This is a genomic window from Cryobacterium ruanii (assembly GCF_004404055.1).
Taxonomy (GTDB): domain Bacteria; phylum Actinomycetota; class Actinomycetes; order Actinomycetales; family Microbacteriaceae; genus Cryobacterium; species Cryobacterium ruanii.
On sequence record NZ_SOHK01000015.1, the window covers coordinates 31844 to 54806 of the forward strand.

The 22963-nt window shown below is 60.7% G+C and carries 22 protein-coding genes and 2 pseudogenes; 9 read left to right on the forward strand and 15 right to left on the reverse strand.

Annotated elements, in window-relative coordinates:
- The first annotated feature begins 49 nt into the window (after nucleotides 1–49).
- Nucleotides 50–820, forward strand: a complete 771-nt coding sequence (locus tag E3T47_RS09780; RefSeq protein ID WP_134555901.1) for an SDR family NAD(P)-dependent oxidoreductase — start codon at nucleotides 50–52, stop codon at nucleotides 818–820.
- A gap of 183 nt (nucleotides 821–1003) precedes the next feature.
- Here the strand turns inward: E3T47_RS09780 and E3T47_RS09785 are convergent, their stop codons facing one another.
- From E3T47_RS09785 to E3T47_RS09815, 8 genes are all read right to left on the reverse strand, one after another.
- The gene (locus E3T47_RS09785; protein WP_134555902.1) at nucleotides 1004–1768 is read right to left on the reverse strand and encodes a hypothetical protein; all 765 of its coding nucleotides are present in this window, start codon (nucleotides 1766–1768) and stop codon (nucleotides 1004–1006) included.
- 595 nt (nucleotides 1769–2363) lie between these two features.
- Nucleotides 2364–2495, reverse strand: a complete 132-nt coding sequence (locus E3T47_RS16570; protein ID WP_277871820.1) for a hypothetical protein — start codon at nucleotides 2493–2495, stop codon at nucleotides 2364–2366.
- Between the two features lie 81 nt (nucleotides 2496–2576).
- On the reverse strand, nucleotides 2577–2969 hold the full coding sequence (locus E3T47_RS09790; RefSeq protein WP_174844667.1) for a sulfate permease: 393 nt from the start codon (nucleotides 2967–2969) through the stop codon (nucleotides 2577–2579).
- A gap of 260 nt (nucleotides 2970–3229) precedes the next feature.
- Complete coding sequence (locus E3T47_RS09795; RefSeq protein ID WP_241982138.1) at nucleotides 3230–4027, reverse strand: polysaccharide deacetylase family protein; 798 nt, start codon at nucleotides 4025–4027, stop codon at nucleotides 3230–3232.
- Nucleotides 4028–4107: 80 nt separating this feature from the next.
- The gene (speB, locus tag E3T47_RS09800) at nucleotides 4108–5079 is read right to left on the reverse strand and encodes an agmatinase (RefSeq protein ID WP_166805686.1); all 972 of its coding nucleotides are present in this window, start codon (nucleotides 5077–5079) and stop codon (nucleotides 4108–4110) included.
- A 22-nt stretch (nucleotides 5080–5101) separates the two neighbouring features.
- On the reverse strand, nucleotides 5102–5869 hold the full coding sequence (locus E3T47_RS09805; RefSeq protein ID WP_134555904.1) for an SDR family NAD(P)-dependent oxidoreductase: 768 nt from the start codon (nucleotides 5867–5869) through the stop codon (nucleotides 5102–5104).
- Nucleotides 5869–6573 (reverse strand): SDR family NAD(P)-dependent oxidoreductase, encoded by a 705-nt coding sequence (locus tag E3T47_RS09810; RefSeq protein WP_134555905.1) that lies wholly within the window; start codon nucleotides 6571–6573, stop codon nucleotides 5869–5871. The genes E3T47_RS09805 and E3T47_RS09810 overlap by 1 nt, the downstream gene beginning before the upstream one ends.
- Complete coding sequence (locus E3T47_RS09815; protein ID WP_134555906.1) at nucleotides 6570–8057, reverse strand: APC family permease; 1488 nt, start codon at nucleotides 8055–8057, stop codon at nucleotides 6570–6572. The genes E3T47_RS09810 and E3T47_RS09815 overlap by 4 nt, the downstream gene beginning before the upstream one ends.
- 240 nt (nucleotides 8058–8297) lie before the next feature.
- On the opposite strand from E3T47_RS09815, the pseudogene E3T47_RS16810 reads away from it, so the two are divergent.
- The 3 genes and pseudogenes from E3T47_RS16810 to E3T47_RS09825 form a co-directional block, all read left to right on the forward strand.
- A pseudogene (locus tag E3T47_RS16810) lies at nucleotides 8298–8609 on the forward strand (PucR family transcriptional regulator ligand-binding domain-containing protein); the annotation flags it as partial.
- Nucleotides 8610–8717: 108 nt separating this feature from the next.
- Nucleotides 8718–9641, forward strand: coding sequence for a PucR family transcriptional regulator (locus E3T47_RS09820; RefSeq protein ID WP_241982139.1), 924 nt, complete (start codon nucleotides 8718–8720; stop codon nucleotides 9639–9641).
- A 627-nt stretch (nucleotides 9642–10268) separates the two neighbouring features.
- Nucleotides 10269–10757 carry a hypothetical protein gene (locus E3T47_RS09825; protein WP_134555908.1) on the forward strand — a complete coding sequence of 163 codons (489 nt, stop codon included), beginning with the start codon at nucleotides 10269–10271 and terminating at the stop codon, nucleotides 10755–10757.
- A gap of 423 nt (nucleotides 10758–11180) precedes the next feature.
- Here the strand turns inward: E3T47_RS09825 and E3T47_RS09830 are convergent, their stop codons facing one another.
- From E3T47_RS09830 to E3T47_RS09850, 5 genes are all read right to left on the reverse strand, one after another.
- Nucleotides 11181–13100, reverse strand: a complete 1920-nt coding sequence (locus E3T47_RS09830; RefSeq protein WP_166805687.1) for an ATP-dependent nuclease — start codon at nucleotides 13098–13100, stop codon at nucleotides 11181–11183.
- Between the two features lie 354 nt (nucleotides 13101–13454).
- Entirely contained in the window at nucleotides 13455–14687 is a 1233-nt protein-coding gene (locus E3T47_RS09835) for a hypothetical protein (RefSeq protein ID WP_134555910.1), read from the reverse strand.
- An 8-nt stretch (nucleotides 14688–14695) separates the two neighbouring features.
- Complete coding sequence (locus tag E3T47_RS09840) at nucleotides 14696–14962, reverse strand: hypothetical protein (RefSeq protein WP_134555911.1); 267 nt, start codon at nucleotides 14960–14962, stop codon at nucleotides 14696–14698.
- Between the two features lie 125 nt (nucleotides 14963–15087).
- Nucleotides 15088–15423 (reverse strand): sulfate permease, encoded by a 336-nt coding sequence (locus tag E3T47_RS09845; RefSeq protein ID WP_134555912.1) that lies wholly within the window; start codon nucleotides 15421–15423, stop codon nucleotides 15088–15090.
- Between the two features lie 446 nt (nucleotides 15424–15869).
- On the reverse strand, nucleotides 15870–17417 hold the full coding sequence (locus E3T47_RS09850) for an NAD-dependent succinate-semialdehyde dehydrogenase (RefSeq protein WP_134555913.1): 1548 nt from the start codon (nucleotides 17415–17417) through the stop codon (nucleotides 15870–15872).
- On the opposite strand from E3T47_RS09850, the gene E3T47_RS09855 reads away from it, so the two are divergent.
- On the forward strand, nucleotides 17416–17970 hold the full coding sequence (locus tag E3T47_RS09855) for a hypothetical protein (RefSeq protein WP_134555914.1): 555 nt from the start codon (nucleotides 17416–17418) through the stop codon (nucleotides 17968–17970). The two genes, E3T47_RS09850 and E3T47_RS09855, sit on opposite strands and share 2 nt — an antisense overlap.
- Before the next feature lie 536 nt (nucleotides 17971–18506).
- Here the strand turns inward: E3T47_RS09855 and E3T47_RS09860 are convergent.
- Entirely contained in the window at nucleotides 18507–18986 is a 480-nt protein-coding gene (locus E3T47_RS09860) for a VOC family protein (RefSeq protein ID WP_241982141.1), read from the reverse strand.
- A gap of 315 nt (nucleotides 18987–19301) precedes the next feature.
- Here E3T47_RS09860 and E3T47_RS09865 point away from each other — a divergent pair, with 315 nt between their 5' ends.
- From E3T47_RS09865 to E3T47_RS09875, 3 genes are all read left to right on the forward strand, one after another.
- Complete coding sequence (locus E3T47_RS09865; RefSeq protein ID WP_134555915.1) at nucleotides 19302–19751, forward strand: single-stranded DNA-binding protein; 450 nt, start codon at nucleotides 19302–19304, stop codon at nucleotides 19749–19751.
- 7 nt (nucleotides 19752–19758) lie between these two features.
- Complete coding sequence (locus E3T47_RS09870; RefSeq protein WP_134555916.1) at nucleotides 19759–20325, forward strand: hypothetical protein; 567 nt, start codon at nucleotides 19759–19761, stop codon at nucleotides 20323–20325.
- A gap of 264 nt (nucleotides 20326–20589) precedes the next feature.
- Entirely contained in the window at nucleotides 20590–20988 is a 399-nt protein-coding gene (locus E3T47_RS09875) for a hypothetical protein (protein ID WP_134555917.1), read from the forward strand.
- Between the two features lie 448 nt (nucleotides 20989–21436).
- On the opposite strand, the pseudogene E3T47_RS09880 reads toward E3T47_RS09875, so the two are convergent.
- Nucleotides 21437–22227, reverse strand: a pseudogene (locus E3T47_RS09880) (PxKF domain-containing protein).
- Between the two features lie 54 nt (nucleotides 22228–22281).
- On the opposite strand from E3T47_RS09880, the gene E3T47_RS09885 reads away from it, so the two are divergent.
- Nucleotides 22282–22824 (forward strand): hypothetical protein, encoded by a 543-nt coding sequence (locus tag E3T47_RS09885; protein WP_134555919.1) that lies wholly within the window; start codon nucleotides 22282–22284, stop codon nucleotides 22822–22824.
- The last annotated feature ends 139 nt before the right edge of the window (nucleotides 22825–22963 follow it).

The following is a 22963-nucleotide window of genomic DNA, read 5'->3' on the forward strand; positions in this document are numbered from 1 at the left end:
GAATACATCTACCCTTCTCAGCGAACAGAAGTAATTGGAAGGAGCAATCATGAACAGACTCATGAACAAAACAGCTGTCATCACCGGCGCCGCATCCGGCATGGGGCGCGCGACCGCTGAACTTTTCGCACGAGAAGGCGCGACAGTTGTTGTGACCGACCTCAATGAAGAACTCGGTAGTGACGTAGTAGCGGCAATCACAAGTAAGGGTGGCCAAGCGCGATTCTGGCAACTCAACGTTGCTCGCGAAGACGATGTTGCCCGGGTCTACCAAGAGGTCGGGGCCGAATTCGGCACCATTGACATTCTGATCAACTGCGCCGGGATCATCGGCGTAGATAAGCCCACGCACGAACTCTCTGAAGCCGAGTGGGACTCCCTGTTCGCTGTGGACGTCAAAGGCGTATTCTTCTCCACCAAACACGCCGTTCCCTACATGATTCGCCAAAACGCTGGCTCTATCGTCAACTTTTCTTCCATTTACGGCCTGACTGGAAATGAAGAATTTACGGCCTATCACGTGGCCAAGGGCGCCGTGACGATGCAGACCAAACAGGATGCGGCCGTTTACGGCAAATACAACATCCGCGTGAACTCTGTGCACCCCAGCACAGTGCTCACCCCCTTGGTGGAAGGCATAGCGAACGCGTTCCCCGGTGGCATCGTTCAATATGAAAAGGTCAACACCGCCAATCAATCGATTCGGCGTTTAGGCGTGCCATTAGACGTTGCATACGCGGTGCTTTATCTCGCGTCCGATGAATCCGCTTGGGTGACCGGCGTCAACCTGCCCATCGACGGAGGATTCATGGCACGGTAACGTCACCCGCTAGCTGCGTTGGGTTGGCGTGTGTTAGAACCATGAGCTTCAGTTGCTCACGGCCCCCATACATGGGAAGGTGCCGCTCTCACCGCGGTGCAACATAGCACCAGCCCCATTTCTTCACGGTCCTACTGTTGTCGTGGCCCTTTCCCCACTCTCGTACGTGCGGCGACGAAGCCGCTACCTACCGAAGCGCCCTGGGCAAATTCGATCGTCGCCGGCATTTCGACGCGCCTGGGAGGACGTCACAAGATGCAGCCGCGCGATCCGGGCGGCGTTCCCAACATCCGCGATCGACAGACTGCCGGTGGGCACACGTTGACCAACCTCCTGTATGGCGAGCCGGACTACCAGTGACTCAACTACCTCACGCGGCTTCCCTCGACGTACCCTCGTCTGGTTCTCCATCTTCGCGTCCACACCAAACCGCGCGCTATTTCGATGAACCTGCGCCACGATGGTTTTCACGAGGCGATCAAACTGCCGCTGGCGCTCATTGCGCCGTACCTCGGCCTTCGTACTTCGCACGGCCGCGGCGACGTCGCGGCCGGTCAGCAGGTCGACCCGACGCATCCCCTCTGCGACGATCTCGACGGCTCGGGCGTAGATGATAAACTCGGTCAGCACCGGCGGGAGCCCCATGCGTACCCTGGTCTCCACGTAGGCCTCGGCGAACTCGTGCATGCGAGCACCGTTCTTGAGCATGTGATCGGTCAGCGATTCGGCGAACACAGTGAATTGCCGCACGTGCTCGGGCCGCGATGGGTCATTGAAATAGGCGTCGGCTTTGCGAGCGTTCGCGCGTCGCTCTGCCGCGGTCGCCGCGTGCAGGAGCTTCGGCGGGAGGCCGGCCCGACTGAGGCTGCGCTTGAGGCGTCGTGCAGTAGCATTGGCCCCCAGCTCGGACTGGTAGATCTCCGGATCGCTGCGCCGGTTGCGCTGCAACTTGGCACGTGTTCTTTGTTGCGCTCGGCCCACTGCCGAGTGATCTGCTTCGTGCGGTCGGGGTCCGCGTCCCGTATGACGGCGGCCCGAGCGTTCACCTCATCGCGGAGGGTCTCGTAATAACGGTTGTAGTACTCGCGGACTTTCTCGCAATTTTCCGCCACCCACCGCCGCTGACAATCACGCCTCCGATCGAGGTGTTCTTCTCGCCAGCGTTTCGCACGCTCCTTTCCCCGGGCACGCACCTTGGCTTCGCGGTGCCGGCGGGCCGTGGCTCGACGCATCGAGTCGCGGTAGAGCTGCCGGGCTCGGTCAAGGTGTTCCGCTCGCCAGAGTCGATTTAGCTCGCGGATCCGGTCGCGGTTCGCCGCCACATACTGGCGCCGCTTCTCGGCCTCCAGGTCAGAGGGCAGACGTACCGGCGCTTTGTTCTCATCGGACAGGGCGTTCATGATCGCTGTTACGCAGCCGGCGGCGGTGCGATCTCGATGATCAGCGCGAGCAGTTGAGAGCGATGGGCCGTCGGATTCGTGATCACGCGCCCGACCGCCACGCGTAGCCGTTCGGCGTCCTCGCCCGGAATCGCGGAAATAGGCTACAGGCAGTGCGCAATGTCATTCTGAAAGCTGAAGCCAGCATCTTCGACGGCGATCTCCGGATAGTGAAAAAGCGCGGCCAACGCGGTGCGACTGAGCAGATCATCGAACTTCTCCTGCGGGATCGTCATAGCGAAGCCTCCTCTGAGCGGACGGGTGTGAGCCAATCATGTCGCTAACAGGAGGTACACCGGCCGTGACTGGCCAGAATATTAGCTGCGCCTCGACACGAGCATTGGCTCGCCCACGCGCTTTACCCCGACGTTTTCGGAAAGCAACAGGTGCGTCGTGCGACGGCGCGCGCCGGCTTCACTAACTCGCACTACAACCACGCGAATCAGACTCATGGGCCCGACAACGAGAAACTTGAGCGCATTCCAAACAAACAGCAGCACGAGCACATAGAGCCAACCAGAGCCACCGGCTTCGACCAACCATGCGCAGTACGCCGCAGCGAACCCGTATGGGACTGCGAGAAGGATTGCGGGCATGCCCCACTTGAGACCGCGCCGAGTGTTGATGGCGTCGATCACGACGTTGGACGGCATGAACCGGCGCACGAAATAGTAACTGCGGGCCGTGGCGGCCAGGATGAATTCGAACATGGCGCAGCCTTCCAGATGTTGTCATCGCAGCAAGCGATGGCGCGCAATATCGGTTACCTGAGAAAAAAATTTAGATCCGGATGCGTGCGGGCGAAAGTATCGAGCGCACCATTTCAACACGGATGCTTGCCCGCGCTCCGTTCCTATACGGGGTCGCGCTCTCCCGCCCCCCGACAAAGGATTGCCGCCGCCGAGCGCTCCGAACCCACCGTGTGGAGAATTGCCGCGTCAGCTCTATAGCGTTAGTCGTTCTGGGGCGTCTATTTGGGCCGTGGGTCGACGTCGGGATACTGGATAGACCGGGGCTCAAGACCGAGGGTCCGGGTATGCTCCGCAATCTCCGAAAGCGATGCAACCCATACCCCGGAAGTACCCACTACCTCGGCCATGAGTTCGCCGAGTTGACGCGCCCGGCCCGGGCGACCCGACAGGAACGGGTGATTTGTCAGCACCCAGCATCCGCCGACCGCCACCAGCCCTTCAAACTCGGCAGTCCACAGTTCTCGCGCTTTTGCTGGTGTTTCGATGAGCCCGGTGCCGGTGATGTCTGGCAGGTAGCAGTACTGTTCCCAATCGTCGAGGGCCCACTGAATGGGGATCTCGACGATGGATTCCGCGGAACCGGGTGTAACGCTCAGTTCGTATGGAACGTCGGCGTCCATGAGGCTCGAGTCGTAGAGGAATCCGCGCTGTGCGAGGAGCGCTGGAGTCTGCCAGGACAGGTCCCACATCGGGGCACGGTATCCCTGGGGGCGCACTCCAGCGACCTCTTGCAACGCTTCAAGTCCATGATCTAGGGCCGCCACCTGTCGATCGATGCTCAGCGCGGTCGGCTGTTCGTGCAAATACCCGTGGTGGGCAACTTCGTGACCGGCCGCGACGATGTCCCGCACTGTCTGCGGATACCGGTGCGCGGTGTAGCCGGGAACGAAAAATGTCGATCGAATCTGATGGTGGTTGAGCAGGTCTAGGAGGCGAGGGACGCCGACGAGCGGCCCGTACGCCTGATGGCTCATCACGCTCATCCGGGCTGCGTTCTCCGGAGCGTTCCACAACACCGCCGACTCCGCGTCGACGTCAAAAGTAAATGCAGCCGCGGATGTAAACCCCCTCGGCCACTCGATGCCGCCTGCGGCGGTCATCGTGTGGACTGAGCTGCCATGATGCTCACCAGTTCATAGGCGACGTTCGCGGCGGCGACCGCCGTGATGCCCGCGTGGTCGTACGCAGGGCTAACCTCAACAATATCGGCGGAGACGATGCGAGTCTCGCGCAGTCCGCGGAGAACCTCGAGCAACTCGCGGCTCGTCATCCCTCCCGCCTCAGGAGTGCCGGTCGCGGGGGCGAACCCGGGGTCGAGCACATCGATGTCGATTGAGACGTAGAGCGGGGCGTCGCCGATCCGATCGAGGATGCGTTCGAGAATGCCGTCGGTTCCAATCCTGTCGAAATCACGGCAGTGCACGATGGTGAAGCCGAGCTTCTCATCGTCAACGAGGTCTTTCGGGTCGTACAGCGATCCACGGATGCCGACGTGTGCAGATCGATCCTTCCGTAGCAGTCCCTCCTCGGAGGCACGACGAAACGGCGTCCCGTGCGTGTAAGGCGCGTTGAAGTAGGTGTCCCAGGTGTCTAAATGCGCATCAAAATGAACGAGCGCGACGGGTCCGTGCTGGGCGTGAACGGCGCGAAGTGCGGGGAGCGCGAGCGTGTGGTCGCCGCCTAGGGTGACGACAGGCCGTCCGTCCGTCATCAGGTTAGCGAGTCCCGCCTGTATCTCCTCGAGCGCAACGGGAATGTCAAACGGATTGCAGGCGATGTCGCCCGCGTCAACGACTTGTGTGAGCTCGAACGGGAGTACGTCGAGGGCAGGGTTGTACGGGCGAAGAAGCCTCGACGCCTCACGTATGGCTGTTGGGCCGAAACGGGCACCGGGCCGAAAGGTCACTCCGGAGTCGAACGGAACACCCACCACCGCAACATCCCAGTCCGCAACATCCTCACGACGAGGCAACCGGGCGAATGTGGTCAGCCCGGCATATCGGGGTGAGGCCTGTCCATCCACCTGGCCGACGGGAGCGGCACGCATAACGGGTTCACGGCTATTCATGACTTCCTTCATTTCTGCGCGCTCATGCGCGCCCGCGGGTCGAACCGCCATTGATTTGGACAACTTGGCCGACCATGGCCGAGATCCGGAAATCGCATAGCAGCGCGACGGCCGCGGCGATTTCGTCGACTCGGCCGATGCGGCCGAGTGGGATGCTCTTGCTATAGACGGCGTGCATCTGCTCTAGCGAGATGCCTTCAGCCTGCGCGTCGACGGCGAGTTGCGGAGTGTCGGTGACTCCCGGGGCTATCGCATTTACGATGATCCGTTCTGGCGCCAGTTCGCGGCCAAGGGTCTTCACCAGCGCGATGGCCCCGGCCTTCGATGCCGAGTATGCGCTCGCTTCTGGCCACCCGGTCACGCCCCATTCGCTCGATACGACCACGATCCGGCCCTCACCTTTGCTGCGCATCCCCGGCAGGACTGCCTGGATGAGGTGAAGGGTGCCACCGAGGTTGGTGTCAACGATCTTCCACCAATCCCCCAAGTCGGCCTCGAGGAATGGGGCCATCGTCATGTAGGCGTGGTTCGCCACGAGGATATCGACAGGCCCAGCCGCGTCGCTGGCTCGGCGCACGACGTCCGCAATTTCATCGGGATCGGAAGCATCTCCCGGTACCGCGATCCCACCGATCTCTGCTGCGAGCGCGGACAGCGCTTCGGACGGCTCGCGATCGTTGATGGCAACGAAAGCGCCTTCGCTGGCGAGGCGTCGCGCGTGGGCGGAGCCCATGCCCTGAGCCGCTCCGGTAATAAGGGCGACCCTGCCGGTGAGCTTCAACTCCGTCATCAGATTACTGCTCCCGAGTTCGGATTGAGTGTCTCCCCGACACAGAAGGTTCCGGCATCAATAAGGAAGGCAACGCAGAGGGCGACCTCCGCCGGGCTCGCGAGCCGCCCAATCGGCAGCGTCCTCAAATAGAGGGGGTCACGCCACGGCGAGTCCACTGGGAGCAGCGGTGTGTCGGTCGGGCCGGGGGCGACGGCGTTAACGCGCACACCCATCGGTGCCATTTCCACGGCGAGGCTGCGCATGAGTCCGAGAAGCGCGCCCTTCGCTGCCGCGTAGTGTGCGTCGCCCGATCCCCCGCCGCCGACCGCCAGCTCGCTGCCGATGGCAACGATCGAACCATTGCCGGCCGCGAGCATTTGAGGTAACACAGACTTCGAGAGGTGAAGGAATCCGCCTAGGTGCACTGCTAGCATCCGCTGCCATTGGGCAACCGTGATGTCTGAAATGTAGGCCATCTCGTAGTGGCCAGCAGCGGATACCGCGGCTGAGACCACGCCAAGCTCGGCTTCGATCGAGCGGATGGCGACTCCCACCCGCTCGAGATCGGTCATGTCCACCTCAATCGAGAGCGAGCAATCGGGAGACGCATTCAGGTCTAGGCCGGCCACCAACCAGCCTCGCATCATGAGTTCGGTCGCCACCGCCGCGCCGATGCCACTGCTGGAGCCCGTCACCACTGCAACACGAGCGGCGTTCGTCATCGACGCCTTACCTCTGGCACAGGCGACTCGTCGAGCATTCGGTACTCGACCCCGACGACGTTGGGAATGGCGCCGCGCACAGACCGATACACGGCGGCGCCGACAACACCTATCACCGCAGTGCCGATGATGATCGACCAGTCGAGATATACCTGCTCGTACACGGCGCGTGGCCAGGCAATATTGATGAACTGCAAAGTGGCCCAGATGAGCGCGACGACCGCAACGGGAAGTGTCGCCCGTCCGATGCTGAACACGCCGGGCTTCCATTGATTTCGGGCCAGCACGACGACGAAGCCGATGAGCGGGAACAGGAAGGACAAGTAGAAACCGCCGGCGGTGAAATTGACCATGAGCGTGTAAATGTCCGTAGCGACGTTGCTCAACAGGAATAGCACGGTTCCAATGATCGTCGTGATGAGCAGTGCCCCGACGGGCTGACGCTGCGTGCGGCTTAGTCGAGTCAGTACCTTCGCGGCCGGAAGCGCGCCGTCCCTGGCGGCCGCCCAGATCAGTCTTGAAGCAGACGTCTGAAGTGCGAGGAAGCTCGCGAGGAAGCCGATGACGAAGAGGATTTCTAGAGGGACGGCGATGCCCTCGCCGAGTTGTGTAGTCAGCGTCTCGTAGACGGGGTCGCCGACTTCCCCGCTTGCGACGGCGTCGAGGTCGGGAATAGCGAGAATGATCGACAAACTCGTGAACATCACGATGACGGCGATGAACGAGATCGAGAAGAGAATGGCCTTCGGCAGGTTGGTGCGCGGCTCCTTCACCTCCTCAGCGATTGATCCGGCACTCTCGAAGCCGACGAAGGAGAACCCGATGAAGGCGAGAGCGACGAGGAAAGGACCACTGATAGCGAGATAGTCGACCTCGGTTCCGGTACCTGCTCTGCCCTCGAAAAGCACGCTAAAGTCGTTGACTCGATGGAAGATGATCAACCACAGTCCGAGTCCGACTGAGCCGATTACCTCGGCGACGATGCTCGCGATCATGAAAACCTTCAGCACGGTGTGCCCCGCGAGATTGACGGCAGTTCCAAGCAACAAAATCACGAATGCAATCCATGCCCGGTCGGTGCCAGACGGTTCCTCGATCCCAGCGATGTTTGCGATGAATCCGGCGGCGCCGAGCGCCACAGTCGCCATAGCAATTACGAGGGTCCAGATATAGGCCCACCCCGCGAACCAGCCGAAAGCGGGTCCAAGCAAACGTGAGGACCACTGATAGATGGAACCTTCGAGTGGCCAGCGCGAAACAAGCATGGCGAAGACCAGCGCCACGAGCATCTGGCCCGCAAAGACAATCAGGAAGCCCCACCAAAACGAAGGGCCTGCGGTCGTAAGTGCGAGCCCGAAGATGCCGTACAGGGCGACAATCGGGGATATGAACGCGAACGCGAATGCGAATGAGGAGAGAAACTTGAAGTCGCGCCTGAGCACGTGACCTTCCTCGGCGACGGGCTGATCAGCGAGACGACTCATGGGGCCTCCTTTGGCTAGGCGCAATTATTCGCTGGCGCGTCCAACGCTGTCAACCCGCACCGCCACCCGTTGTAGAAAACACCTTTAGGACGTTGACGCGATGTAGTAACCTACAACAATTCTCCGCAATTAGACGCGAGAAACGGTCAGGTTCGCTTAGCAAAGGTGAGGTACTCCATTCCCAACCCCTCAGCCCTGGGCTTGCGGCTTGGCCGTCTCGTTGCGGAGCAGACACTGAGCATGCGCGTCATCGTTGGAACGCCCGCCGACCTCGAGCGGCCAGTGTCCTGGGCTCATTCGACGGAAATGGTTGATCCGCGGCCACACCTCAGGGACGACGAACTCGTATGCACGGTCGGCGGCTCGCTCGTGGATGCGCAGAGCTGCTCGCGGTTCGTCGAAGCCGTGCGCGCATCCGGATCAGCTGGAATTTGTCTAGGACTCGGCGAGGTCCACACTCAAGCGCCACCCGCACTGATTCGTGCCTGCAGGCGGATGTCAGTCGCTCTCGTCGAAATGTCACACGGGGTGCCGTTCCTTGCGGTGAACGATGTGATTGTCGACGCTAGGTTGCGCGCCCAGACGAGTCATAGCATCCGCGACGGTGCCCTCATGACGCGCCTGCTTGAAAGTCTCCGTTCCGGCGATACGATCAGTGGGATGCTCGACACCGTAGCGGAAGTGCTTGGAGGGTCTTTTATTTATCAGGCGCCGGGAGAATCTGTCGATACAACCAGGTCGCGCGATCCCGGCGAGTTGGTCGGTGAGCCGATTGAGGTGCATCTTGGCGAAGATGAATGGCTGCGCTGGTACCATCCTGAGACTCCGTCTGACCAGGAAATACTGGCGCAGATCGGGCGGGTCATGCAAATAGCTCGGCGCGAACGCGAGGTCCGACAGGGCGAGCAACGCCATCGTGTGGGCCAGCTGTTCAGCCTGATCGGCGACGGCCTCGCACATCACGCCGCACTCGTTCCCGAAATTGAGCGGGCGGGTCTCGCCGGATCACGGCTGACCGTGTCCGCGTGGCCGGCATCAACCGCGCGACCAATTGCCGCATATCTTCACAAGGCGCTCATCGCCGACACCGCCGAGGTGGTCTTTGTCCTGACCTCTAACGCGGAAGTTGTCCACACCACGGCCCGAGAGCTCAGCCTCGTGTGCGGTTACAGCAGTCCTGTCGCGGTTCCGGAGATCGCTCAGGGCATTGCCGAGGCACGCGCGACTCTCCTTCTCGCGCGAAAGAGGGGGTCGGTGGCCGGTCCCGAAAGCCTCACAAGCCTGGGGGCTCTGCTCGAACAGCAGCCCCGCGCACGTTTGCTCCCTTTCGTAGACCAACTCATTCGGCCCCTAGTTTCGCCGGAAGTACGCGGCGGATCAGACCTCCTTGTGACCTTACGAACATTTTTAAATTACGGGGGCTCGCTCCAAACGACCGCCAATGTTGAATTCCTGCACGTCAACACGGTTCGCCACCGCCTCGGCCGGGTGTCACAGATAGTCGGCCGGAACCCACTCGACCCCTCGGATCGCGTGGACTTTAGCATCGCGATCTGGGCCTACGACAAGTCGTCGGGTCGCTGACGGTCCCTTAGGCGGTTGTGCAAGTCACCTGAAGAACGGCAACGCGAGCACCTAGCGGTCCAGGACTTTGCCGACGATCGCCAGCCCGCGACGCAAGTCGACCTCGGCGATGATGAGCAGAGGAACGATATCCATGCGATTGAAATGCACGAAGGCCGGCGACTGCCCGCTTACTAGGCACAGGGAGCGAAGACACGCATTATCGGGGACGTGATGAGGACTTCGTGCAGTTCGTCGCTGACGATGTTGCGCGGCGGCGTGAGGCTGAGACCGTATTCTCTGCTCGCGCGGAATTTGTCTGATCGCAGGGCTCAGTGCCTGGGGCGGCGGTCAGTAACGGGTTCAAAAATCCCAAGTCAGTGTCAGCGACGGTTGAAATGTAGTCCAGAATCGACGTGCCTTACTGCGACCATCGTCGATGGCCGATGCGTAGGGCAACGGTCGGGCACTTTTCTTAACGCGCCGACATATGAGATGTTGTCAGCAGCCCCTGATTCGAACCGATCACTCGCGAACCTCGGTGCGGATTGCGCCTATCCGAATCCTTTCGCGATAGAGAAGCTGGCAGGAAAATCAGGATCGATTCACCGTGACAGTTCGGCATAAAGTATCCGCGATGATGGTCTTGTGAACATCGGCGGAGAGACAGCCTTCAAATACGTGATGATCCCGGATTCCGCGGACGTCCGATTGTTCGCGGAACTGTTGAGCTATGGCACCGATCTCAGCGAAGCTCGTTATGCTCTCGACCTGGCGAGCGACGGCATCGAGGATTCCCCGCTTCGGGATGCGGCGGTGTACCTTGTCGGCTTCGCGGCTCTCGCTTACTGCCGCACTTTCTTCACTTCGAACGTGCGGAAGTCTACAACCGACCACATATCGATTCCCGTCGAGCTTGAGGACCTACATCGGTTGATTGGTGCCTTCAGGAACACCACAATTGCGCATTCCCAGTCCGAGCTCGCGACGACCTTCCCAATTGGAGTCCTTGACGCCGGCACCCTACGGGTCAGATGTGACAGCAGCGACCTCGTGTCAGACGCTCCCGCCACCATTGCTGAGCCGCTTCCGCACCTTTCAGTGCTGGGTCCCTGGCCTCGAACCAAGAACAAATGATAGGCGTCGAGGTGGTCGTGCGCACCTGCATATGGGGCAGACTTCCGCGGAATTCCGCGGTTCTCATGGGGTTTATTTTACTCGCTGTACGGCGAGATACGGCCTGAATCTGGTCAGATTTTGGGGTTTATGGTGCGTTTGTGGTCATGGCAACTGCCACTCAGATTCGAGCGGACACAGTGAGTCACCCTGCAACCATCTACAGCCCGCGATGCGCGCTCGTTGAACAAAGCCGAAGCCCCGTGGACCAGAACTCCAGAACTCCTTCTCCTCTCACCTGTCGTCAACCTTAATCGGCGTCATAGGAGCACACGGGGTGTGAAGACTCAAGGACCCGACCTAAACACATTCGGGCTAATCGGCGCTCTAGCCCGGCAGTAGAGGGTCCGGAAGCGGACACCTTATTCGGAGTCATGTCACACTCTAAATCGCCGTCTTCCCAGATACATGATTCAGAATGTCCTGGAGAATTTTCTTGGCCTCGTCCCGGATATCCGACCGGACGTGAATATCGTCAACATCCAACATGCCTACGACCTCCAGCCTTGCCCCTGCCGCACTCTTGAACCGGATGTCCGGCGCCGGAATTTGGCGCACCAATACCTTCGGACCCATGGATTCGAGCTTCGAAACTGCCGCCAGCGTACTGGGCTGCCTATCGTCATCGAGAATGGCGCCAATCTTCGTAAACCCCAGTTCTACGAACAGCCCAGCGAGCGTCGGAACGTTGCCCACACCTCCAGAGCCCCACCCGTAGATGTTATCCGTGGGCGGTAGACCAAGATCTTGGAGGACGCGTGGGAGATATACGACATCATCTTGCCCCTCGGTAAGTATGATGCCGTCTTCCAGGAAAAACGCCTCCCGTGCTACCGCTCCTACTGTGTGTGGATTTCTGGGATTCTGCGAATCGGTGAGCCCTGCAACTTTTCGAAGTGTCTCGTCGGATGCCTGCGCAATCTCAGAAACCCCATTGTGCTTGTACACCCTGGCGACTGTAGCGCCGTTGGCAACGTCTGCCCAGTCGACAAGCAGCGGCGAATGGGTTGCGACCACGATTTGCCGATCAGCAGCGTACCTCGACAGGACTCTCCCCAATCGACGCACTAATTGAGGGTGCAAGGACAGCTCTGGTTCATCGATAGCGATAAGCGAACCGGGCTTAGAATCGTAGAGCGCATCAACGATGAACAGCAGACTTACGAGCCCGTCACCAAGGCCTTCGCTTGTGTGCCAAGCTCCGTCAGACTCGATCAGCTTCAGGAACTGTTGGCCAGTGGCTATCTCGTCAATAGTCCATATCAGGGGCGCACCCATGATTTCTTCGAGGAGAACATCAAAAGATTTTCGCGCGCTCGCATCTCGATCGACCGTGCGGAGTCTTCCCACAAATTGTTCTCGTAGCTGGGTGCGAGAATATTCCTGATCAAGGAGACCCCAATTTCGGTCGGCTATTCCAGAATTTCCAAAATATGGACTGAACTGGCGTCGCGAAGGGGTGACCTGAATATCGAATTGATCGTGTTTCAAGTCCGAGGGCAGCCAGGTTATTGTGGCTTGGCTACTACCTGGTCGGGTGGTCTCGACCCGGAGCTTTCGGTCATCACTGCGTGTGAGCTGCACGGTCACAGCATCGGCCACGTGGTGGCGGCGAGGCTGCGGAAAACTGAGGTCTCGCTGAAAGCGCGCTCGAGCAATTATTTGAAGAGCCTCAAGGAATGACGATTTCCCGCTGTTGTTAGCGCCGACAAGTACGGTGAGTCCAGAGCCATGGGACCCCTTCGGTTGCGCAAGTCGCAATTGTCGAGCCTCAGCGAACCCTCGGTAGCCAGCGACTGAAAGCTCGGTGAAAAAATTACCTTGAGGATTCATTGCCTTTTTCGAATCATCGACATCGCCGTTTTCTACCATCGCCGTATCGACCAAAAACTTGATCGCCTCGTCTCCCTGGAGAACTGGCCCCAGCTCGAACGGGCCGGCACCGATATAGCTCAACTCGAGTCCAGTAGCCGAGACCTGCACCCCTCCTGACGCAGCGATCCAAGTTATAAACACAGCCGCCTGTGTCGCTGAGTTCAAAGCGATAGCGTAGTCGCCAACGACCGAAGTGCGATCGACTCTATCGCTTTTGAAAATCGTGGCCCGGACGGTACGTTCCATACTTTCGAGGTCCAGCCCATCTCCTAGAACAGCTTTTCCATTTTCAATCTCGCCGTAATGAATGCGGACGTCTTTCACTAAACCGCCCCGGTGGACAAAAGTCACTTCCACGGAATCTGCATTTATGTGCGCGACTGTCGAGAAAGCAACGATGTCGTCCAAGTCCTGCACGTCGACTGCCATACCGACAGAATGGCATATTAGGCGCGCCCCCGGAAAAGGACGCGCACGCAAGCGACCGGAGCGCGTATTCCACTCTCTTATGAAGGGCGACTCGAGCATGAGGAAGCGACTGACGCATCGTCAGGATGCGTCCGGTAGTGCAGGGCATCTAGTTCGTGCCCGGCACTTTCCCGCGCACACGTTCGTGCTCGAGCACAGTGAACCGTTGCTGTTTGACTCGCAAGCGTGCATTCATGCATAAAGACATTTCTAGCCAAACCAAGGCCTAGAGCCCGGATGCGACAAATAGCACAGTGAACCGTTCTGGCTTTCTTGCCGTCTCAATTTTTTTGGAAGCAGACGACAACGCCCAAATCACCTATCCGAAAGACCTAGGTAGATCCGATCGTCTACCCGCGACTTTGCCTTGTGGGTGGAAGCTGCAATGTAAAGCTTCGCGATGCGGGCAGCATGCCGAGCGTCGTCGGCCGTGAGCCTGTCAGTGGGCACACGCTGGAGGACGTTCCGCAAGGCGATCTCCACCATCAGCGACTCGATGGGCACACGCGCCAATCCGCGGTTCACCCTCAATCTATTCTCAAATTCCGAGTCGAAGTAATACCGCTCTCGATTGCGGCCCACATCGTTCACAATCATCTTCACGAGATCCTTCAACTGCTGCCGTTGTTCCTCACGCCCGACCGCGGCTTTCGTGCTCCGAACGGCAGCGGCGACGTCGCGGCTGGTCAGCAGGTCGACCCGTCGCATCTGCTCTGTGACTATCTCTACAGCACGGACGTAGACGATGTTCTCCACTGGTACTGGAGGGAGTCCCATACGTGCCCTGGTCTCCACGTAGGCCTCGGCGAACTCGCGCATGCACGCGCCATTTTTGAGCATGTGCTCGGTCAGCGATTCGGCGAACACCGTGAACTGCCGCAGATGCTCGGGCCGCGATGGGTCGTGGAAATACGCGTCTGCCTCGTGCTCGTTGGCCCGGCGCTCAGCCGCAGTCGCAACGTGAAGACGCTTCGGCGGTAGCCCGGCCCGACTCAGGCTGCGCATGAGCCGTCTCGCCGCAGCGTTGGCCTCCAGCTCGGACTGGTAGATCTCCGGATCACTGCGCCGGTTGCGCTGCGGCTCAGCCCGACGCTCCTTGTTGCGCTCGGCCCACTGCCTGGTGATCTGCTTCGTACGCTGCGGGTCCGCATCCCGCCTGGCCGCAGCCCGGGCATTCACCTCGTCACGATGGGCCTCGTAATAACGGTTGTAGTACTCGCGCACCTTCTCGCGGTTCTCCGCCACCCACCGCTGCTGATACTCACGCCGGCGCTCCGGATGCTCCACCCGCCACCGCTTCGCCCGCTCCCTCCCCCGCGCCCGCACCTCCGCCTCACGATGCCGGCGAGCCGCAGCCCGACGCATCGAATCCCGATTCAACTCTCGAGCCCGGTCGAGATGTTCCGACCGCCAGAGCCGATTCATCTCACGGATCCGGTCACGGTTCGCCGCCACATACTGACGCCGTTTCTCCGCTGCGTCATCACCAAACGGATGCTCCGCCAGCGCCTTCCGCGCCGCGGCGGCTTCTGCAGATGGGTCGTCCATGATCGCCGCTACTCGGCCGGCGGTGGGGCAAGCTCGATGACCAGGGCAAGCAGTTCCGAGCGATGCGCCGTCGGATTCGTGATCACACGCCCGACCGCGACGCGGAGCCGCTCGGCGTCCTCGTCTGCGATCCCGGCGACGGGTTCCAGGCAATACGCGATGTCGTTCTGCAGGTTACGGCCATCGTCGTCGACGGCGACCTCCGGATAGTAGAACAGCGCAGCCAGCGCGGTGCGGCTGAGCAGGTCATCGAACTGCTCCTGCGAGATCGTCATTGTGAAACCTCCTGTGCGCGGTGGTGTATGAGCCAATCATGCCGCTATCAGGAGGTGCGCCGGCTGTGACGTGGCGTCAGCCGTGTCTCGACACGAGCACTGGCTCGTCGAAGCGCTCAACGCCGTCAGCGTAGCAGCGCCCGCGTCATGGGACGGCGAGCCACGGCTTCACGAACGCGGACCGCGATCAACTTCAGCACGCTGATCGGCCCGATCAAAGCAAACTTGAGCGTGTTCCAAAGAAACAGCAACACGAGCAGGTTCAACCAGCCCCCACCGGCTTCGATCTGGGCTCGGCAATAGACAGCAGCGATCGCATATGGAACAACGAGCAGCATCGCCGGCACACCCCACTTCAGCCCGCGCCGCGAATTGATGGCGTCAATCACAACGGTGGTCGGCATGAAACGGTGCAAGAAGAAGTAGCTGCGGGCTGTGGCGGTCAGGATGAGTTCGATCATGGTGCGGTCTTTCAGATGTTCGGCAACAAGAACCTGAAGGGACTGAACGTCATGCCATCGCAACGAGCGACGGCGCGTTATAGAGGTTGCCTACGAACACTGTAGAGCTGAAGGCTCGACAAGGGAAGGCCCCAAAGCCTCGGCCCACAGCACCGACACGCATCAGCCGTGATCCGGGCCCCGTTACGGCCCCGGGCGTTCTGCTCCGCCGCAATCGTCTATTGCCGCCAGCCCGCAGATGCCAAAGCTGAATTTGCCTACCGTCTCGTGCCCCACCGGGCCTGGGGGCAGTGCGTGCAACACCGGGCTGGTCTCGGCTGCGCACCCGCATTCTGGACGCCAAGGCCGACGGGCGTTCTTCCTCGGGCGTTCGCTCGGTCGCGGACGGCGCTAAGGGTTCAGACGTGCCTGATAGGCGCATCGAAGCCTTCGATGCGCCAAAAGGTTTAGTTCGCGGCAGCAAACGGATCTGCGATGCCCACGTAGCGGGTTTCCAGGTATTCTTCAATGCCCTCGAAACCGCCTTCCCTGCCCAGCCCCGACTGCTTGACTCCACCGAACGGTGCGGCCGGATTCGACACGATGCCCGTATTCACACCGAGCATGCCGACCTCCAGCTCTTCCGACAATCGCAGGGCACGGTTGAGATCAAGAGTGAAGACGTATCCGACCAGACCGAACTCGGTGTCGTTGGCCAACGCAATCGCCTCCGATTCGGTCCTGAAGGTGATGATCGGCGCGACGGGACCGAAGACCTCTTCGCGCATGATGCGGGCGGACGCGGGGACATCCGTCAGCACGGTCGCCTCGTAGAAATACCCGGGGCCGTCGATGTAAGCACCACCCAGCGCGAGAGTCGCACCCTCGCTTTGGGCGTCGGTCACGAGCTCGTGCACCTTGGCCCTAGTTGCCTCATCGACGAGGGGGCCCAGCAGCGTGGTGGGCTCTGTGCCACGGCCCACGGTGTGCGCGCGCATCCGCTCCACCAAGCGCTGGGTGAACTCCCCCGCGATCGATTCGTGCACCAGCAGGCGGTTCGCCGCGGTACACGCCTCACCGCCATTGCGCAGTTTCGCGACCATGGCACCGTCGACGGCGGCGTCGAGGTCGGCGTCCTCAAAGACGATGAGCGGAGCGTTGCCGCCCAGCTCCATGGAGACCCGAAGAACTTGGTCAGCCGCGCTTTTCAAGAGATTCACACCCACCGGGGTCGAACCGGTGAACGACAACTTGCGCAGTCGCGGGTCGGTGATCAGCGGCCCAGTCACCTCACCGGCGCTCGTGGTCTGCACGACGTTGAGCACTCCGGCCGGTTGCCCACACTCCTGCAGTACCTGGGCGAAGAGCAGCGCGCTGAGCGGTGTCAGGGCCGCAGGTTTCAGCACCATCGTGCAACCAGCAGCAATTGCCGGGGCGATCTTGCGCGTGGCCATGGCCAGGGGAAAATTCCACGGTGTAATGAACAGGCACGGCCCGACGGCACGCCTCGTGACCATCAGGCGGCTTCGACCGTCGGGTGCGACCGCGAACCGGCCCGAAATGCGGGCGGTCTCCTCCGAGAACCAGCGCAGAAATTCGGCGCCGTAGGTCACCTCGCCGCGGGCCTCGGCGAGCGGCTTGCCCATTTCTAGCGTCATCAGCAGGGCAAAGTCGTCGGCCCGCGCGGTTACCGCTTCGAATGCAGCCCGCAAGATCTCAGCGCGCACACGCGGCGCAGTCTTCGCCCACCCCTTCTGGGCAGCGGATGCCGCCTCCAGCGCCGCGAGGCCGTCTTGCGGCGTCGCATCCGCTACCTGAACCAACACGTCACCGGTCGAGGGGTCGCAAACGTCGAAGGTTCCTCCATCGCTTGCAGCTCGCCACTCACCCCCGATGAACAGACCGGTAGGCAGGCTCGTGAGGAGCGCCAGTTCGTCGGCCCGTGTGACAGCGGCGCGCTGCCCGGCTTTGGCGGTCGCGGGTGTGGCCAGTGAGCCGAGAGTTGGTCGAATCATGCGTCACAGTAACGACCATGCTGCATCGACGAATTTCACTGCCTCAACTGTCGCCCACGCTAAGTTTGCTTCCATGCAGGATATGAAATTGGAAATAGACGATGGCGTTGAGTATTTCGATAGCACCCTGGATGTCGCGCTGGTGGAGCTTCGCCGCCTCAGAGACATACAGATCGCGATTTCTACGAGCATGTATTCACGTGCAAGTATTTTGGTGAGCGCTTCGGCGATCGCCGCAACATTTACTGCCGCCGCATCGTCCGATCTCTGGCTCCTGCTCCCCTCCGCCTGCTTTATTTTCGCTGCGCTGGCCGGTGTACGCGTAATTTTTCCAGCAATGGGATTGAGTATTGACGCGTCAAAAATTATGGAAGTAGCGCGCGGACTCTCGGCCATACAACTGAAGTACGAGTTTGCCACTGGCCTCGTTGAGGAGTATTTCCATCAAGACCGTATACTGCGAATTCAGTCCACCTGGTCGCGTTGCGGTCTCATTGGCTTCATCGCCGGCACAATAGCAGCGGCAGCGATCGCCTTTATGGCAATAATTTAGGAATAGGTAGCAAGCAAAGTGGCAGACAATGAGAATATTGAAGTCGTAAAGTACCGTCCTTTGGTTTCGGCAAATTCCAGGCATCCGTTGCTTTCCGGGTCAGTGATGCATTCTTCCCGTCCATACGACCAAGCGCCACGAAAGCCACGAACTCCTCGGGCAGTTGGTGTCGCGCCCTCCCCCAAAGCGCTTCGCCAGAGAGTAGATCGGCGCGTCGAGAAGTTTTACGCCGCTGGCATGTCACGCTCGGAAATCGGGATTGCTCTCAAAGCCACTGACAGAGTGATCGTAATTGATGGTTACTCGATCGATGATGATTGGCGGTACATTTGGCGTCGGCTGCTCTCAATCGTTAAGTATCAAGATGAGTTTGACGAGATCGAAGACGAGTTAATGAGGCCACGAAGCTACTAGAGGTCTACGGTGACGCTTTGGACACGGTCCTTTGAAACTGTCGTCTCTTGTCTTGGAGCTTCCAACTAGATGCCGCGAATCGCTCCATCCTTACCGTAACGCCCGGAATAGCCGTTCTCACGTCAGCACGGCGTCAGGACGCAGAACGGATTACCCTCGGGATCAGTGAGCACCACCCGAGGCACGTCGCTCGGGCCGATGTCAGCATCCATCGCACCCAGGGTTCGCGGCCGAGCGACTTCAGCCGCCTGGTCGTCGCGAAAGTACGGTCGCAGGTCGAGGTGGACGCGGGTCCACACGGTGATATCGGGCACACGCACGAACTCCAGACTCGGAACGCTCCCCGCAGCCGAGCATAGCCGCGCCAAGTCGTCGGTCACCTCGTGTACGATCCAGTCCATCGCCGCGTTCCAGAACGGAGTCATCGCCCGCGGATCCGCACAACTGACATCCATCGCGGCGATCGGTCCGGTGTCCGCGTAGATCTCCTTTGGCTCGAGCAGGCAGAAGACGTTGCCCTCTGGGTCGGCCAGAACCGTCCGCGGCACGCAGATGGCCGCCGGGTCCGGCAGGACCAAGCCAGGGGGTTTAACGTTGGTCACGCCGGGACCCGCGCTGGAGCCATCCCAGTCGAGCGCGTCCGCCCCAGAACTGGCCGAGCGCCGAGTCATCTCGAGTCTTGAAATTCACCTGAATCAGTCGAAGCACCATGGGGATCAAGCCAATGCGCGGGAAGCGCACGGGACCAGATGGGGCTAACCGTCGCATCCCTCGTGGATACGACGGGCGCGTGGAGTCCGATCGCAATGCGCTCGTTTGCGCATCACGTGGAAGGGTGTCCGACCGGGCATGTGCTGCGCACCTCTCAGCTAGAGCGGATCACGACGGTCTGCCCAAATCACAGGAGGCAAAGTCCCATGGCACTTCACACCCAGCAATCTCTGTCCGGCTTCATCGCATCAGAGCCGCAACAAACGGTAACCGAGAATGGCGACACCCGCTTCTATGTGCGCGTCGGCCAGCCGCACTTCCGTCACGAATACAGCGGCAGCTTCACCACACTCGAGCCAACCTTCCACGACCTCGTCGCCTACCGCGCCACAGCCGAACGAGCTCTTACCCGCTTCGCCAAGGGAGATAGCTTCGTCGCCGAGGGGTATGTGCGCATTTTCCACTTCGAACGCGACGGCGAAGCAATCCAACGCGAAGAGTTCGTCGCCAAGAAGATCGGCCATGATCTCGCGCGCACTAACTATCAAGTCACTAGAACCAATCGCTCGGCTCCGGGCAGCGAACAGGACGCTGCGGAAACGCAGACGGCAATCGTCAGCGAGACGGAAGCTGCTCACGCCAGCTCGGGGTGGTGAATCAGCGATGTCAGAGTCACTCGTCGAGTGGGCATCCGGTGAACACGACGACGCGTTCGGAGCAAGCTCGTTGGACGATCTCGACGGGCCGCTCACTGCGGAGCAGCCACATCCGATCAACTGGAACCTCCTCAGCGCCGACGACGCCGAGGCCGAATGGATCGAACTCAACCGCTGGGTGAACTGGCTGCGACGCACCTACGGATTGCCAGCATCCGTCGTACCGCCGTTCTGGCATCGGCACCCCGAACTCGTCTGGGAACTCTCCGCGCTGCACCTGCACTGGCTCGGCGCCTACGACCCCGACCAGCACGGCTCCGCCCCGCTCGGCTGGCATCGCGATTTTGCGGATGCGCGCCAGCGGCTTCGTGACTGGGTCGCGATCTCGGGGACGCGGCTGGAGCGCGACCGGCCTACGCGCCAGACTTCATGGCCAGGCGAACTGCCCGCCCTAGCCATCGACGACGTTGTCATTGGCGATCGCGATGAGGACTTCGTGCAGTTCGTCGTCGACGATGTCGTGCGTCGCCGCGAAACGGAGGCATCGTTCTACTCTCGCGCTGAATCTAGTTGATATCGCCAAGCCTTGGCTCTTGCGAAGGGCGCAAAAGGACCTGCTTCGCTGGCGCAGTTGCCGCACCTGAGTGCGACCGTTCAAAGGGCGGGGCAAACGAGACACCCTCGGGGCTCGCGACCCGCAGAACCCAGTATCCGCGCGGACGTGCCCGCTCAGCGTCCGGCTAACGGGCACTCGTGAAGATCTCCGGCGACTCGATCCACGCAGGACACGTTTGACCGCTGTCCCTGCCCGTTGGTGTATCGCGTGTAGCTTCCGGACATGATGGGTGGGAGCGGAGCGCCAACCGGGGAAAGTCGCCTGCCCTCGTGGGCACTGGAAACGATCGGTGCCCAGGTGGCGGTAGTCGCCGGGCTCGTGGCTGCGGTGTCCGTGACGCGCGCCTTTGAGATGAAGCGCGGGCCGGGAGCATCCGAAGTGCTGGTTCTTGTCATCGTCATTCTGACGTCGCCACTGTCAACTGCTTACTCTGTCTTCGGTTCAATGGGTTCTTCGCAAGGGTCGGGCCAAGGAGGATTTGCAGTTGCGGTGCTGGCCGTGAGCGCGGCACTGAATTACCTGGGGTTCTTCCTCGTGGCTGTGATCAATGCTGCTGCCGTCTTCAGATTGATAGTCCTGGGAAATCGTCGCCGGCGGGCGGCAGCTCAGTCCGATTCCTGACCTTGAACCGCCCCGCTAGGGCCCGTTGACCCAAGGCGCAGCAGTGGTCGGGCGAGGACAAGACCGCAAATTAGGCCAGCGAGGGCAACTGGGAATGCCACCAGAGCGCTGAGGTGCGGGAGCAAAGAACTTCCGAAAAATAGGGTGAGGCCGCCGACGAGGATTGCCGGGGTTGCAACGAGGGCGCATGCCCAGATCGGGGTATGCATCAGTCGAGCCCAGACCGCAGCCAGGAAGAGGGCGACCGAACCAAGAAAGATGAGAATCTTCCCAACACGATCGCGTTCAAGAGCCTCCCCGGTCGGCTCGAACAAGAATGTTTTGTCGAGACCCGTGCCGAACAAGAGAAGTCCGACGACAATGAGTGCGGACCATGCAACCAGGGCGGTAACCCAGAGTGAAAGACGTACCCACCTGACTGTCATAGCTCCACTTATCTTGGTAGTCGTCAGGTGCGGAACCTGAATTGCGCTTCATGAATGCTGCCGTCGTCGAGTTTCAGGTGGAATGTTCGGCAGGTTCCCGCCCAATCGGACGCCGTTTTCCACACATAGCTGTAGGTGTCCGTAACTTGATCGTATGACAGGCTGCTGGCCCCGGCAGTAGTAGTAGTGTTTCGACTTCATCAACGTTCGCGCCGGTCGTGCAGTCAACCCGAACCGACGTTGGGGAGCCCGCCGAGACAATTCCGAGGCCGAAGTTGCCGCCGAGGCGGAACTTCATCGGTACGGCATGACCCGCTTTCATGGCGTTGACGACAGGGGCTGCGTCAACGGGTGCCAGAAAGCCCTCGAACTTGTACTGCGGGATGTCGACGATGTGGTCTGCCGACGTAAATGCCTCGCCGCCCTGATCGTCGCGGATTGCCAAGGTCGTCAGGTATGTGCCAGCGGTCGTGTATGTGTGGCTTACCCGACTGCCGGTAGCGGTGCTGCCATCTCCGAATTCCCAGAGGTATTCGACCACGGTCCCGTCGGCGTCAGCGCTCGCGCCGCCATCGACCGTGATGGTCCGCCCGACGGTGGCCAAAGACATCTGCGCTTTCGGATCCTGGTTAGGGGTGGGAGCCTGCCAGATGTCTAGGCTGATCTGTTCTCCTTGGGCGGCTACCTGTGCACCGTAGAGGCTTGCCGTCCACTCGCCCGCCTCAGCAGCAGCGATGTGGTAACTCTCGAACGTTGGCCCAACCTCAGCTCCACGTCCGAAGCGCTCGTACTGCGGGTGATCGTGCGCCCTGATGGTGAAGTTTTAGCCGGCTCGGCATCCCCTTCACCCTTTGGGTAGCCTGAGTCCATGTGGGACACCATGAACGCCAGCCGCGAGAAGGTCGCGGAGCTGCACGAGGCGTACCTGCGGAGTTTGGGGCCGGCGCAGGCCCGGTTCCGCGTGCGCCTGAGCGAACCTCACGATCCGCGGCTTGACGACAGCATTGAAAGCCTGGACGCAGTCAACGCATGGTTCCTGACCCGCATACTCGAACCAAGAGAGGCGGAGACGGCGGACGTGCCGCCCTGGTGGAACCCCTCAAGCCCCACAGCCGAGAGTGGTATCCCGGGGAGCGGCCCGTTCACCTCGACGCAGCTCGCTCTTATCGACGAGATGCAGGCGTACGTCGCAGAAGCGATGACGAACGCCCGTCCCGATGCGAAGTGGGTGATCTACACAGGCCACAAACTCGATTTCAGGAACGGCCAGACGATGCTGCAGATAGGGAAAGGGATGCCGTTCGCCGTGCAAGGCATTTTGTATGGCGAAGCCTTGCGCGCTTTCCTCTATCGACGCGAGGTCCCAGTCAAGCAACTCTCCGAACTCGTCCGGACGGCTTTGGCTGGCTGAGGAACTCAGCTGCCCGAGCTTAAGAGAGAGAGCAGCGGTTGCGCTAAGAAACCGCGACGGCTCCGGCATGCCTCCGATTCTCGAGCTCCAACGCCCCTGATGAAGGCCGGGTTGGCCCTACCAAGATCCCTCAGGAATT